Source organism: Achromobacter denitrificans NBRC 15125, from assembly GCF_001571365.1.
Taxonomy (GTDB): domain Bacteria; phylum Pseudomonadota; class Gammaproteobacteria; order Burkholderiales; family Burkholderiaceae_B; genus Achromobacter; species Achromobacter denitrificans.
The window spans coordinates 194,717-208,848 of the sequence record NZ_BCTQ01000003.1 but is presented as its reverse complement, the minus strand read 5'-3'; the positions used below and the strand labels follow the sequence as shown (position 1 = coordinate 208,848).

Genomic DNA, 14,132 nt, shown 5'->3' with positions numbered 1-14,132 from the left:
GCATCCGATCCCCACGAAGCGATACGCTGAGTGGGGATCGTTCTTTCTGGGAGCTGGCGTGAGCGCTGCGCCGCGCGTTCAGAACCGCCAGCGCATGTTCACCGTGCCGGTATGCTCGCGCGCGCCGCTGGACAGCTGGCCCGAATAGCCCAGCCCCAGCGAGGCGTTGCGCGAGATCGATGCCTCGCCGCCCAGTTCCAGCAAGGCTGCGTTGCGCGCAATGGGCGTGCCCGCCACGGTGAAGGGCTGCCCGCCGTCGAAGGCCAAAGTGCTGCGCGTCTGCACGCTGCCCAGCGCATGACGCCAGCCGACGCTGGCGCGCACGGTTCCTTCCGCCGTTCCCAGAGAGACGGGAGCCTGCGCGCGCAACCCCAGGCTGGTATTGGCCAGATCGTCGCGCTTGCGTTTGCCGCTGAGCGCGGCGGAGCCGCCAGACTCGGAGAAGCCGCGAGTGCGCGTGTCGCTCCAGGCGATGCCGGCGAACGGCTCCAGCGTGGCGCCGTCCAGCGGCATGGCATAGCCCAGTTCGGCGAACAGCTGGGCCGTGCTGGCGCCGTAGTCCGCCTTGAGCTTTTCGTTCAGGCCTGCAACGTGGATGGAGCGTTCGGAGCCCAGGTCATGCCAGGTGTAGCCGCCGCCAACCAGCAGATTGAGCTTGCCCGAACCGGCGTCGAAGGCCTTGCCGCCATAGACCAGCGCGCCGTAGCTGTTCACGCGAGTCTTGGAGGCGAGCTCGCTGGCGCTGATGTTGCCGTCCGAGAAGGTCAGTGCCGCGCCGAGGCGCCAGCCCGAGCCCACGGCGTAATCGGCGCCCATCGACAGCCCGTACTGGGTTTGACGCGATCCCGCCACGCCGTTGCCGCCATCCAGGGTTTGCCGGCTGCCCTGGAATTCGGCCCAGACCGGTTGCGCGGACGATGAGGGCAGGGCGCTCGCGGGGCCGCCTGCATCGCTCATGCCGGAGGACGCCGTGGCTGCGCCCGGCAGCAGGGGCGCGCTCAGGTTGCCGCGCAGGCGGGCCAGCGGCGTTGCGCGCGCGCTGGCGACGGTGTTCTGCAGGCTGGCGCCGAGGCTGGCATGCGCTTCACCGGACAGATTCTTGAAGGCTTCCGGCGGCGCGCCGTTGGGCAGGGTCAGGATGCGCTCGCGCAGCGGGTGGTCGGCCGGCAGGCTGTCCAGCGCGTTGGCCACGGCGCGCTGGTTTGGCGTTTGGGCCAGCGCGGCGAAGGACTGGTTCTGCTCGAAGCGCAGCTTTACCGACTGTGGGGCATAGACCAGGCTGGGCGCGAGATAGGCGAAGTTGGAGGTGACCTTCTCGAACGTGCCATTGACGCCGTTGCCGGCCGTGAGAATGGTGTAGTCGTAGTTGGGCTTGAAGCCGGCGCTCGCATGCAGCACCGAGCCGCCCAGCAACGTGGCCGTGCCCGTGACCTCGACGCGGCCGGCGTCGCCGTAGTGGGCGGACGTGCCGATCCGGTAGGTCGAGCCGGCCTCCAGGGTCAGGTCGCCTGCGACGCGCAGGGTGCCGGTGCCCTGCTGGCCGGTCTGCCGGTCCATGTAGTCCGGGGCCAGGATGCCTCCCGCCGCCACGGTCGTCGAACCGACCGTGCCCTCGCCGCCCAGGGTGGCGCCGCTGGCGACCGATACCGGGCCGGCAATCCGCGACGCGCTCGATACGAGCAGCGTTCCTTGCTGGACGGTGGTCGAGCCCGTGTAGGTATTGACGCCGCTCAGCATCAGCGTGCCCGTGCCGGCCTTGACCAGGCTGCCGCCCGCGCCGCCGGCTTCGCCGCCATCGGCGATCACGCCCGCGATCCAATTGTCCATGCCCAGGCCGCCCAGGGTGAGCGTGGCGCCGCCGAGCAACACGTCGCCCGCGCTTTCCAGCGCGCCGATGGCGATGCCCGGGGCGCGCAGGCCGCTGAGGTCCAGCGTGCCGCCCTTGGCATTGTGAATGGCGGCGGCGTCCGCGCTGGCCTGGTCGCGCAGGAGAATCCGGCCGCCATCGCCGTTGACCAGCGTGGCCCGGGCGGCGCTGGCGCGGTCGGCGAACACCAGCGTGCCGCCGGCTTCGTTATGCAGCCTTGCCTCGCCCGCGCTGGCTTGCGCCAGGAACTGCGTCGTGCCGCCATTGCGGTTGATGATCCGCAGGGATTGCGCGCTGCTGTCCGCGTTGAAATTCAGCGTGGCGCCATCGACCCGGACCGGGCCCTGGCCCAGCGCGCCGGTGGCGTCCACGGCCAGCGTGCCGGCGCGCACCGTGGTGCCGCCCTGGTAGTTGTTGGCGCGGGTCAAGGACAGGACGCCCGCGCCGGTCTTGAGCAGGCCGCCCGCGCCGCCGATGGGACCGCTGAGCGTGAGGCGGGTGCCGGCCGCCGTGTCGAAGGCGCCGGCGCCGTCCAGCACGATGTTGCGTGCGATGTTCATGTCCGCCGTGGTTCCCAGCGCGCCGCCGTTGAAGTGCAGGGCGTTGTCCGCCGCGCCCAGGGCGCCGTCGGCCGACACGGACAGCGTGCCCGCCGAGATCCGGGTCATGCCTTGGTAGGTGTTGTTGGCGGTGAGTACCAGCGTGCCGGCGCCGGTCTTGTGCAGGCCGTCCTGGCCCGCGATGACGTTGTGCAGCGTGGCGGTATAGCCCGTGCTGGCGGCGGAGCCGTCGCCCACGCGGATTTCGACCGGCGCGGGGTGGACGGCGTCGGCCACCAGGGTGAGCGCGTCGCCGTCTAGCGTATAGCCGCTGCTGGCGAATTGCAGGCCGGCGCTGCGCACCGGCCCGTCCACGCCGCTGATCGTCACCGTGCCGCTGTCGCCCGCGAAGATGGCGAAACCCGGTTGGGGCTGCATGACGCTCGTCACGGAGCCATTGGCGTCGGTCCAGATGGCTGCCGTGTTGGACCAGACGCCCGAGCCGCCGCCCGCCTGCGTGGCGCTGGCCGCGCCATTGGCGTTCCAGAAATTCAGCGTCATGCCGGCGGTGTTGACCAGGTTGATCTGGCGCGCGCCGTCCAGATACTGGAGCGCCACCTGGGACCCCGCGGGCGTGGCGCCCAGCTTCAGGGCGTCGCCACGGCGTTCCAGTGTGCCAGTGTAGTCGAACAAGCGGTACAGGCCGGCGCCGAAGCCGCCCGCGTCGCGCACATTGACCGTCGCGCCTTCCAGTATCAGGTCGCCGCGCACGTCGACCGAGGCGCCCGAGCCTCCGGGGGCGCTCAGGGCCGCGTCGAGCACGCTGCCGGACGCCAGCGTCAGGCGGTCCGTGACCGTCAGGCCGCCGCCGCCCGCGCCGCCGGGAGCCAGTATGCCGCCGGCAAGGATGGTGGTGGCGCCGAGGCGCCCGTGCCCGGCCACCGTGGCTCCGCTTTCCACCGTCACGTCGTGCGTCAAGGCCGCGTCCGAGCCGGCCTCGCTGCCGACCACTAGCTTGCCCTGGCGCACCAGGGTGCCGCCGCTGTGTCCGCTGGCGCCGTCCAGCGTCAGCGTGCTGGCGCCGGTTTTGACCAGGCGCAGCGAGCCGGCGCCGCCATCGCGGATTTCGCCGCTGAAATAGGAGTCGCCCAGTTTGTTGCCGTCGATGGTCAGCACGGCGTCGGCGGCGCCGGTGTTCTGTATGTAGCGGCCGTCGTTGTTCAGCAGGGGCCTGAGCCGAAGTTCCTGAATTCGGCCGACCGTCGTGCTGTGGCCGTCGAGGTTCAGCGAGCCGCCGGTGTAGTAGTCGGTGTTGTTGCCGGCGGGCTGGTAGCCGAACTGGATGGCTACGTTGTCGGTCAGCGCGTTCTCGGCGCCGATCCGGACCGCGCCCTGATGGCCCAGGTGGAGTTCGCCGCCGCTGACCGAGCCTGCGGCGTTGGCGTTGAGCACCCCTTCCTGCGCCAGGCGCAGGTAGCCTGCGCTGACGGCGTCGGCCGCCTGCGCGTTGACTTGGCCGGCATAGACGTAGAGGCGTCCGCCGTTGATGGCCTGCGCGGTGTTGGCATTGAGCGTTGCGCCATGGGGGCCTTGGCCCAGGCATCCTCCTGCGCCGTTCGGGCCGCATAGGGCGAGGGAGCCTCTTATCGCATTGGCGGCGTTGGCGTTCAACGTGCTGTTGCCGCCCAGGGTCAGATAGGCGAAGACGCTTGTGGTCGCCGCCTGCTCGGCATTGACGTTAAGCGTACTGTTACCTAAGAATCTCAGGCTCCAACCATAGCCGTCATCGCGCAGCACATCGCGGCCGTTGATGTTCATCACGCTGTCGTCGTAGAACGAGAGCCAGCCCGACGCTTCGTCGCCGGGGCTTCCGTCCAGCGCCCTGTCCGCATTGGCGTCGAGCACGCTGTTGCCCTTGAACGACAGCCCCCGAGCGTGAACGGTGCCTCCCTGGACCTTCCTGGGCGCGGACAGCGAGCCCTCGGCCGCCAGCACGAGCCTGCTGCGATCGTTGAACTGATTGTCAATGCCCTTGGAAATGACGTAGGCCGACTTCGTGTTGGCATAGAGCGTGCTGTCGTCGTGGAAGGAGAGTTTCACTTCATCGCCAAAGGCGTTCTCGGCGTTGGCGTTCGCGACGCTGTTGCCGTGGAAATTGAGCTCCGCCGCCGGCCACGGATCTCCCCAATAGTTGCTGAAGGGCCCCGCGATGCCGCGGGAGCTGTTGGCGTTGAAGGTGCTGCTGTCCCGGAAGTTGAGGGTTGGCGGGCGGATGTAGTCGGCGTTGTGCAGCCAGGACGTTCCGGTGATGCCTTCCGCGGCATCCATGTTCAGGACGCTGCGGTCGGAGAAGTCCAGGGTGTTGATCCGGGCGGCGCGGGCGTGGGTGATGTTGAGCGTGCTGTCATCCTTGAACGACAGGGACGGGGGCGGAGCGGGATAGTCATAGCCGGGCGCCACGAAGGCGTCCTGGGCGTTGAGCCATAGCTTGCTGTTCTCGCTGAATATCTGGACGCCGCCGACAATGGAGCGGGTGGCGCCGGCGATCAGCTCGCTGGCGCCAAGAAAGTGCTGCGTGCCGCCGGAGATGGCGTTGGAGGCGCGGACTTCCAGCCGGCTTTGGTCGTTAAAGCGCTGCTCGCCGCCCGTGATGGCGTCGGCCTCGCGGGCCGCCAGCGAGGCTTGGTCGAAGAAGTGTTGCTCGCCGTCCGACACGGCGTTCCTGGACAGGGCGTTCAGCTGGCTTTCGTCCCGGAAGGTCTGTTGGCCGCCCGCGACCGCGAATTCGGTATCGGCTTCCAGCCGGCTCTGTTCCAGGAAAGTCTGGCTGCCAGACGAGAAGGGGCCATGGGCCTCGTCGGCGCCGGAATAAGTCTGCGACAGCGCGGGGCCGGCGAGCGCGGCTCCGGCCGCCAGCGCCGCGCGGACCAGCCGCTGGCGCGCGCGGCCGGAGCGGGAATGGCTCCTGGTCTTCTCCGAGGCGACCTGCCAGATGCCGAGGCGGCGGTTGAAGATGACCCGATAGATGTGATTCATGGTTCCGCGTAGATCCCGTTGTTGTAATGATGGATGGCGCGCCGGCGTCGATCTGGCGCAACCCATCATGCGCCGGCGAAACGCAGGTTAATTCGGGGCATCGGGGCGGATATATAGAAGGATTCCGATTTTGGAATCCGATCTTTTTCGTTTTTTCAAGGCGCGGGCGGGAAGCGCCGTTCCCGCGCGGGGCGGACGCAGCCGTGGCCAGGCCTGGCGCGGCGGCCCGGCCAACTTGCGGGTCGTTCCAGCCGGAGCCTCCTCCCTTTGGGAGGGGCCGGCCTTTCGATGCCCGCCTACTTCTTCCGGGGCTTCAGCGATTTCATGAAGCGCTGGGCGCGCGCGACCGCGTCTTGCGCCTCGGCCGCCAGCGCGGCGACGAAGCGCTGCGCCGCCAGGCTGAGCGGGCGCCGCGGATGATTCACCACCACCAGTTGCCGCTGCATGTCGGCATGGATCCGGCGCACCGACAGGGCGCCGGCGTCCAGTTCGTGCGCGATGGCGCTGACCGGCAGGATGGTGGCCCAGGCGCCTGATTTCACCAGTTCCAGCGTGGGCGTGAGCGCGTCCATTTCCAGGCGCGGCCGCGCGGCCGGGCCGCGCTTCTTCAACACCGGATCGATGATCGCGCGCAGGCCCTGGCCCTGCGAGGGCACGATCAGCGCGTCGATGGACAGGTCCTGGAATTCCACGTTGCGCAGCGGGCTGTCCGAGGCGGTGACCAGCACCAGTTCCTCGCTGACCAGCGGGGCCGTTTCCAGGCTGCGCACGGGCTGGATCAGATTGACGATGGCCACGTCCAGCTCGCCCGCGTCCAGCCGTTCCACCAGGCCGGCGCTATAGGCCTCGGTCAGGCGGATGGCGACGTCCCGGTTTTCGGCGCTGTAGAGCGACAGCGCGCGCGGCACGATGCTGGCGCCCAGCGACGGCACCGTGCCGACGCGGATCAGGCCCGAGGTGCCGCCGCTGAGATCCAGCATGCGCTGGCGCACGCTTTCGACCTCCTTGGACAGCGGCAGCAGCATCTTGTAGAGATCGACCCCGGCGGCCGTGGGCGTTACGCCCCGGCTGGAACGTTCGAACAGCTGGACCTTCAAGGTCTTTTCCAGCTTGGCCAGTTGCGTGCTCAGGGCCGACTGGACGATGCCCAGCTCGGCGGCGGCGCGCGTCATGCCGCCGTTGCGGTAGAGGCAGAGAAAGCACTCGATCTGGCGTAAATCCATAGTGGGAAGCGTGGGTTGGCGATACCGGATTATAGGGAGGGGGAAGCGTTCCGGGACGCCGTCCTAGGGGAAAACGATATGCTCAAAATAGATCGTATGTGAATATATTATTAAAAACAGAGATGGCTTTGGCGATCCTGCGGCAAGGCCGACACAGCGAGGAGACAAGACGTGGAAACCAGGACGAAAGTGTTAGGTGCCGTCGCGTTGGCGGTAGTCGGCATATGCAGCGGGGGCGCGGCGGCGGCCCAGGGCGACACGGTGAAGATCGCGTTCGTCACCGACATGAGCGGCCCGTACTCGGATTTCGATGGGGCGGGAGGCCTGGACGCCATCCGCATGGCGGTCGCCGACTTCGGCGGCAAGGTGCTGGGCAAGCCGATAGAGATACTCGCTTCCGACCACCAGAACCGCGCCGACATCGCGTCGAACCGCGCCCGCCAGTGGTGGGACCAGGACAAGGTGGACCTGGTGATCGGCGGCTCCAACTCGTCGGCTTCGCTGGCCATCAGCACGATCGCCGCCGAGAAGAAAAAAGTCTTCATCAGCGCCGGCGCGGGCGCCGACAGCCTCACCGAAGAAGCCTGCACGCCCTACACGGTGCGCTACACCTATTCGACGTCGGCGCAGGCCCGCGGCACGGCGGCCGCGATGGTCCAGCAGGGCGGCAAGAGCTGGTTCATGCTGACCGCCGATTACGCCTTCGGCTATTCGCTGGAAAAAGCCAGCATGGACGTGGTGCAGGCCAGCGGCGGCACGGTATCCGGCTCGACGCGGCACCCCTTGAATACGTCCGACTTCTCGTCCTACCTGATGAAGGCCCAGGCCTCCAAGGCGCAGGTGCTGGGGCTGGCCAACGGGGGCGGGGACCTGATCAACTCGATCAAGACTGCCAAGGAGTTCGGCGTCAGCGACAAGATGCGCCTGGCCGGCCTGATGGTCTTCATCACGGACATCCATAGCCTGGGCCTGGACACCACGGCCGGCATGTACCTCACCGACGGCTGGTACTGGGACCTGGACGAGCGCTCGCGCGAATTCAGCAAGCGCTTCTACGCGCGCAACAAAAAGATGCCGACGACCTTCCAGGCCGGCGACTACTCCGCCACCACCACCTACCTGAAGGCGGTGGAGCGCGCCGGCACCACGGAGTCCGGCGCGGTCATGAACGCGTTGAAGTCCATGCCGATCGACGACATGTTCACCAAGGGGTACATCCGGGCTGACGGCGCCATGGTCCACGACATGTACCTGATGCAGGTCAAGTCGCCCTCGGCGTCCAAGGGCGAATGGGATTACTACCAGAAGGTCGCCACCATTCCGGGCGAAGAGGCCTACGCGCCGACCAAGCCCGGCATCTGCGAGCTGAAAGCGCAGATCTGAGTTTCATCCACATACCGGAGGCAGGGAATCATGGCAGAGAGTTGGCCCGAGTTGGTCTATCGAAACTTGAAAGAAGCCGGGATCACGCAGATGGCCTACGTGCCCGACGCGGGGCACAGCCAGCTGATCAAGCTGTTCGAGGCGGATGCGGAGGTGGAGGCGATTTCCCTCACCACGGAGGAGGAGGGCGTGGCCATGCTGGGCGGCGCCTGGCTCGGCGGCGCCAAGGGCGTGCTGCTGATGCAGTCCAGCGGCGTGGGCAACTGCATCAATATGCTCGCGCTGATCCAGGAATGCCGCATGCCCTTTCTCTGCCTGGTCACCATGCGCGGCGAATGGGGAGAATTCAATCCCTGGCAATGCCCCATGGGCCAGTCCGCCGAGGCCGCGCTCCAGGGCGCGGGCGTCTACGTGCAGCGGGTGGAGCGGGGCGAGGACGTGCCGGAGACGGTCCGCGCCGCCAGCCTGCTCGCGTTCAACTCGAACCGCGCGGTCGCCGTGGTGATTTCCCAGCGCGTGCTGGGCATCAAGAACTTCAGCAAGTAGGACGGGCAACGATATGAACGCGACAGCGACGATGAACCGGCGGACGGCGGTGGCCCGGATACTGGATAAGCGCGGCGACGCGCTGGTGGTGGCCAGCCTGGGCAATCCCACCTACGACACTTCGGCCGCGGGAGACGACGACCGCAATTTCTACGTGTGGGGCGCGATGGGCGGGGGCTGCATGGTGGCCTTCGGCCTGGCGCTGGCGCAGCCGGCCCGCCAGGTGCTGGCCTTCGTCGGCGACGGCGAGATGATGATGGGGCTGGGGGCGCTCGCCACCATCGGGGTGCGCGCGCCGGCGAACCTGAAGATCATCGTGATCGACAACGAGCACTATGGCGAGACCGGCATGCAGGCGGCGCATTCGGGGCGCGGGGTGGACATCGCCGGGGTCGCGCGCGCCTGCGGCATCGCGGACTCGGCCACCGTGCGCGGCGAGGCCGAACTGTCGGACCGGATTCCCGGCCTGCGGCAGCCCGGCCTGCAATGCCTGGTGTTAAAAGTGTCTTCGGCGCCGGAGCCCGGCAGCCTGCCGCCGCGCGACGGCCCCTACCTGCGGTCGCGGTTCCGCGAGGCGGTGCTGGGTAAGGGCAAGGGCGGCCACGCATGACCAATCAGCGACCCAATACGAGGAGCAGACAGTGACGCAGAAAGCAAACTACATCGGCGGCGCGTGGGTGGAAGGCGCCGGTACCCTGGAGAATCTCAATCCCGCGGATCCGCGGGACCTGATCGGTTTGTACGCTAGCGCCGACGAGGCGCAGATGCGGCAGGCGGTGCAGGCGGCCCGGGCCGCCGGGCCCGGCTGGGAGCGCAGCACCACGCAGCTGCGCAGCGATATCCTGTTCCGCGCGGCCAACGAAATCCTGGCGCGCAAGGAAGAGCTGGGCGCCCTGGTGTCGCGCGAGGCCGGCAAGACGCTGGCCGAGGGCATGGGCGAAGTGGTGCGCGCCGGCCAGATATTCCAGTTCTTCGCGGGCGAGGCGGTGCGCTACGGCGGCGAGAACCTGCCGTCCGTGCGTCCGGACATCGGGGTGCAGATCAGCCGGCACCCGGTGGGCGTGGTGTCGATGATCACGCCCTGGAACTTCCCCATCGCGATCCCGGCCTGGAAGATGGCGCCGGCACTGGCTTTCGGCAACACCGTGGTGCTCAAGCCTTCCGAGCACACGCCCGGCGCGGCCTGGGAACTCTTCGCCATCCTGGAACGCGCGGGCTTGCCGGCCGGCGTGGCCAACCTCGTCAACGGCGAGGGCGCGGCGGCCGGCCAGGCCCTGCTCGACGGCGTGGACGCCGTGAGCTTCACGGGCAGCGTCGCGACCGGCCGCAAGATCGCCACCGGCGCGTCCGAGCGCATGATCCGCGTGCAGCTGGAGATGGGCGGCAAGAATCCCCTGGTGGTGCTGGACGACGCAGATCTGGACGTGGCGGTCGAGTGCGCCTTGAACGGCGCCTTCTTTTCCGCCGGCCAGCGCTGCACCGCGTCGAGCCGGCTGATCGTGGCCGACGGCATCCACGACCGCTTCGTGCAGGCGCTGACGGAACGGATGCGCAAGCTGGTCGTGGGCGACCCCCGGACGGCGGGCACCCAGATCGGCCCCGTCATCAATGACGCGCAGCTGCGCAAGATCCTGGGCTACATCGAGCTGGGCCAGAGCGAGGGCGCCACGCTGGCGGAAGGCGGCAAGCGCGCCGACGCGTCCAGCGCCGGCCATTTCCTGCGCCCGACGCTGTTCACGCAGAGTTCCAACGACATGCGCATCAACCGCGAGGAAATCTTCGGCCCGGTGGCCGCGGTGATCCGGGTGTCGGGCTACGACGAGGCCCTGGAAGTCGCCAACGACACGGCCTTCGGCCTATCGTCGGGCATCTGCACCACCTCGCTCAAGGCGGCCAACCATTTCCGCCTGAACGTGCGCAGCGGGCTGACGATGGTGAACCTGCCCACGGCCGGGCTGGACTATCACGTGCCTTTCGGCGGCGTGAAGGCCTCCAGCTTCGGGCCCCGCGAACAGGGACGCTACGCCGTGGACTTCTACACGTCCACCAAAACCGCCTACATCGGCTATTGAACCACCGCGGCTGACCGGCGCGCGAACGCCGGCAGCAGAGGAGACAGGCATGGAAAAGATCGGCTTTATCGGTTTGGGCCGCATGGGCAAGCCCATGGCGCTGAACCTGCGCAAGGCGGGATTCGACCTCGTGGTCCTGGACATCAACAAGCAGGCCATGGAAGAACTGGCCGTGGCGGGGGCGGCGCTGGGCAAGGACGTGGCCGACGTGGCGCAACGCTGCGCCATCATCGTGACGATGCTGCCCTCGTCCAAGGAAGTGGAGCAGGTGGCGCTGGGCAGCGGCGGCATCTTCGGCAATGCGGCCCGCGGCAGCCTGCTGATGGACATGAGCACCATCGACCCGCTGGCCACCGACCGGCTGCAGGAACAGGCGCTGGCCCATGGCATGACGGTGGTGGACGCGCCCGTCGGCCGCCTGGCCGAGCATGCCGACCGCGGCGAATCGCTGTTCATGGTGGGCGCGAGCGACGCCGATTTCGCCCGCGTCAAGCCGTTGCTGGATGCCATGGGCACCACCACCTACCACTGCGGCCCGGTGGGAGCGGGCGGGCGCACCAAGCTGGTCAACAACTACGTCGCGGTGACGCTGTGCCAGGTCAACGCCGAGGCGCTGGCGCTGTCGCAGCGCTTCGGGCTGGACATCACCAAGACCTTGCAGGTGCTGTACGGCACGTCGGCCTCCAACGGCCAGCTGCGGATGAACTTCCCGAACAAGGTGCTGGTCGGCGACACCTCGCCGGGATTCACCATCGACCTGGCCCACAAGGACATGTCCCTGATCGTGAGCGCCGCGCACGCGGCCAAGGTGCCGATGCCGGTGGCCGCCGCCGTGCACGAATCGTTCAGCCTGGCCCGGGCGGGCCAGTTCGGCGGCATCGACTTCTCCGGCATCGCCGACGCCATCTGCCACTTCGCCCAGATCGAGAAGCCGCGCGTGCCGGAGGGCTGGAAGCCGGCCTAGAAACGGTACTTGACCCGTCCGATCACGCTGCGCCGGCTGCCGGGGTAGCAATCCGTGAGGTCGGAGCACGTCGCCAGGTATTCCTTGTCGAAGAGGTTGGTGGCGTTGACGGACAGGGTCAGGTGCTTGTCCACGGCATAGGACACGCCCGCGTCGATGAGCGTGCGGCCCGCGATCTTCAGCGTGTTGGCATTGTCGCCGTAGGTCGAGCCCACGTAGCGGGCGCCCACGCCCAGGCTCAGTCCGGCCAGGGCCGAGCGGCGCACCGTGTAGTTCAGCCAGCCGGAGGCGGTGTGCTCGGGCACCAGCGCCGGCCGGTTGCCCTGGGTGGCGTTGTTGGCGCTGGTGATCTCCGCGTTGACGTAGGTGTACGAACCGGTGAAGTCCCAGCCGTCGGCCAGGCTGAACTTGCCCTCGACCTCCACGCCGCGCGATTGCACTTCGCCCGAGGCGACCTGGAAGCCCGGGTTCAGCAGGTCGTTGGTCAGCACATTGCTTTTCTTGATGTCGAACAGCGCGATCGTGTACAGCGAATCCGATCCCGGCGGCTGGTACTTGACGCCGGCCTCCCACTGCCGCGCGCGCGACGGCGCGAACGGGGCGCTGCCGTTGGCCGGCGCCGACACGCCGGTGTTCGGCAGGAAGGACTGTGCGTAGCTGACGTAGGGCGCGACGCCGTTGGGCATTACGTAGTTCAGGCCGGCCCGGCCGCTGAAGCGCGTGCCGTCCTGGTCGGTCTCCGTGTTCAGCAGGCGGTTCTCGGTTTTCTGGCTGTACCAGTCGTAGCGGCCGCCCAACGTGAGCACCCAGCGGTCGGCGAACCTGATCTGGTCCTGCAGGTACAGCCCGGTCTGGTGCGTGCGTTCCAGGTAGTTGGCCAGCGGCGTCGTGGGCGTGGGAACGTCCACGCCGTAGACCGGGTCGTAAGGATTCAGGCTGGGCGCCGGCCCCATGGTGCGCGATACGTCGGCGCTGCTGCGGTTGAAGTCCAGGCCGGCCAGCAGCGTGTGCGAGAGCGGCCCGGTGTCCAGGTTGAACTGCACCTGGTTGTCCAGCGCCAGCGCGGTCATGCCTTCGTCGAACCGGCGCGCGGAGCGGGTCAGCCCCTGCGGGTTCACGCCCACCACCAGCACGTTGTCCAGCAGCGCGTCTACCGTGCCGTAGCGCAGGTTCTGGCGCACCTGCACGGTGTCGTTGAAGCGATGCTCGAACAGATAGCCGATGGTTTTCTGCTTCTGGTCGTAGCGGTTGAAGTTGGGGTCGCCGTTGCGTATGTCGGTGGGTTTGCCGTTCACGGTGACGGTGCCGATGGTGCCGCCCGAGCGGTCATGCAGGAACTCTGTCTGCAACGTGAAGCGCGTGGCCGCGGAAGGCGCCCAGGTGAGGGACGGGGCGACGAAAAGCCGGTCGTCCGAGATGCGGTCGCCGTTCGGATAGGTGAATTGCGTATTGGCGTCGCGCGCCACGCCCACCAGGCGGTAGAGCAGGGTGCCGTCTTCATTGGCGGGGCCGGTGAGGTCCACGGCGGCCTGCTTGCGCTGGAAGCTGCCGTATTCCAGTTCGGTTTCGTACTGCGGCGTGGCCGAAGGCAGCTTGCTGACGCGGTTGATCAGGCCGCCCGCGTCGCCCTGGCCATACAGCACCGAGGACGGGCCGCGAAGCACCTCGATGCGTTCGAGCGCATAGGGTTCGCTGCGGAACAGCGTGTAGCCGGTGGCGGCCTGGCGCAAGCCATCCTTGTAGTCGCTGGTGGATTGGGCGTTGAAGCCGCGCATCATCACCCAGTCGAACCCCTTGGGGTCCACGCCGTAGGTTTCGACCGCCACGCCGGGCACGTAGCGCAGGACTTCGGTCACGCTCTGGGCATTCTGCGCCTCCATCTGGGCGCGCGTCACCACGGAAATGGACTGCGGCGTTTCCAGGATGGGGGTGTCGGTCTTGGTGCCGGCGCGCGATTCCTGCGCCACGAAGCTGTCGGGCGCGACGCCCGCGGCGCTCACGGTCACGGCTTCCAGCGTCGCCACGCCGGCCTGGCCCGCGGGCAGGCGGCGCAGGACATAGCCGCCGCCCTGGGGCTGGGCGGCCAGGCCGCTGCCGGCCAGGATGGCGGCGAATCCCTCGCGCACGCCGTAGGCGCCGCGCAGGCCCGGGCTGGTGGCGCCGGCGGTCAGGGCGCCGTCGATCGTGATCATGACGCCCGCTCGCTGCGCATAGGCGTTGAGCACCTGGTCCAGCGTGCCGGCGGGAATGTCGTAGACGGCGGCCGCCTGGCTGCGTGGAGAGGCGGGCGGCGCGTCGGCGGCCGCGCCCGGGACCGGCGCGGCCGCCGCCAGCGAGGCCAGGGCCAGCGCGACGGCGCGCCGGGTCGCGGAGAGGGAAAAGCGGAAGGGCATATCGGGGTTCTCGTCGGAGTGAAATGGCGGGGTTATTCACGTATCCCGGACGAGAACGGAAAAGTGCTACGGTTGCGGCCGATTTTTTTCGGAAGGGGCCGGCCCGCCC

At 68.3% G+C, this 14,132-nt stretch carries 8 protein-coding genes; 5 read left to right on the top strand and 3 right to left on the bottom strand.

Features of this window, described 5'->3' with window-relative positions; translation table 11 throughout:
- Positions 1 to 78: 78 nt before the first annotated feature.
- On the bottom strand, positions 79 to 5,442 hold the full coding sequence (locus ADE01S_RS31945; protein WP_062680278.1) for an autotransporter domain-containing protein: 5,364 nt from the start codon (positions 5,440 to 5,442) through the stop codon (positions 79 to 81).
- 296 nt (positions 5,443 to 5,738) lie between these two features.
- Positions 5,739 to 6,665 carry a LysR family transcriptional regulator gene (locus ADE01S_RS04585; RefSeq protein WP_062680277.1) on the bottom strand — a complete coding sequence of 309 codons (927 nt, stop codon included), beginning with the start codon at positions 6,663 to 6,665 and terminating at the stop codon, positions 5,739 to 5,741.
- A gap of 171 nt (positions 6,666 to 6,836) precedes the next feature.
- Between ADE01S_RS04585 and ADE01S_RS04580 the strand changes: the two genes are divergently transcribed.
- The 5 genes from ADE01S_RS04580 to ADE01S_RS04560 are packed head-to-tail and all read left to right on the top strand — an operon-like array spanning position 6,837 to position 11,630.
- On the top strand, positions 6,837 to 8,048 hold the full coding sequence (locus ADE01S_RS04580) for an ABC transporter substrate-binding protein (RefSeq protein ID WP_062680276.1): 1,212 nt from the start codon (positions 6,837 to 6,839) through the stop codon (positions 8,046 to 8,048).
- 30 nt (positions 8,049 to 8,078) lie between these two features.
- Positions 8,079 to 8,594, top strand: a complete 516-nt coding sequence (locus tag ADE01S_RS04575) for a thiamine pyrophosphate-binding protein (RefSeq protein WP_062680275.1) — start codon at positions 8,079 to 8,081, stop codon at positions 8,592 to 8,594.
- Positions 8,595 to 8,607: 13 nt separating this feature from the next.
- Positions 8,608 to 9,204 carry a thiamine pyrophosphate-dependent enzyme gene (locus ADE01S_RS04570; RefSeq protein ID WP_062680274.1) on the top strand — a complete coding sequence of 199 codons (597 nt, stop codon included), beginning with the start codon at positions 8,608 to 8,610 and terminating at the stop codon, positions 9,202 to 9,204.
- 31 nt (positions 9,205 to 9,235) lie between these two features.
- Positions 9,236 to 10,666 carry an aldehyde dehydrogenase family protein gene (locus ADE01S_RS04565; protein WP_062680273.1) on the top strand — a complete coding sequence of 477 codons (1,431 nt, stop codon included), beginning with the start codon at positions 9,236 to 9,238 and terminating at the stop codon, positions 10,664 to 10,666.
- Between the two features lie 49 nt (positions 10,667 to 10,715).
- Complete coding sequence (locus tag ADE01S_RS04560) at positions 10,716 to 11,630, top strand: NAD(P)-dependent oxidoreductase (RefSeq protein ID WP_062680272.1); 915 nt, start codon at positions 10,716 to 10,718, stop codon at positions 11,628 to 11,630.
- On the opposite strand, the gene ADE01S_RS04555 is transcribed toward ADE01S_RS04560, so the two are convergent.
- Positions 11,627 to 14,023, bottom strand: coding sequence for a TonB-dependent siderophore receptor (locus ADE01S_RS04555; RefSeq protein WP_062680271.1), 2,397 nt, complete (start codon positions 14,021 to 14,023; stop codon positions 11,627 to 11,629). The two genes, ADE01S_RS04560 and ADE01S_RS04555, sit on opposite strands and share 4 nt — an antisense overlap.
- Positions 14,024 to 14,132: the final 109 nt, after the last annotated feature.

What these genes read in the sequence shown, in the direction of transcription:
- ADE01S_RS31945 (WP_062680278.1), bottom strand. Translation starts at nt 5,442, where the DNA reads ATGAATCACATCTATCGGGTCATCTTCAACCGCCGCCTCGGCATCTGG.
- ADE01S_RS04585 (WP_062680277.1), bottom strand. Translation starts at nt 6,665, where the DNA reads ATGGATTTACGCCAGATCGAGTGCTTTCTCTGCCTCTACCGCAACGGC.
- ADE01S_RS04575 (WP_062680275.1), top strand. Translation starts at nt 8,079, where the DNA reads ATGGCAGAGAGTTGGCCCGAGTTGGTCTATCGAAACTTGAAAGAAGCC.
- ADE01S_RS04570 (WP_062680274.1), top strand. Translation starts at nt 8,608, where the DNA reads ATGAACGCGACAGCGACGATGAACCGGCGGACGGCGGTGGCCCGGATA.
- ADE01S_RS04560 (WP_062680272.1), top strand. Translation starts at nt 10,716, where the DNA reads ATGGAAAAGATCGGCTTTATCGGTTTGGGCCGCATGGGCAAGCCCATG.
- ADE01S_RS04555 (WP_062680271.1), bottom strand. Translation starts at nt 14,023, where the DNA reads ATGCCCTTCCGCTTTTCCCTCTCCGCGACCCGGCGCGCCGTCGCGCTG.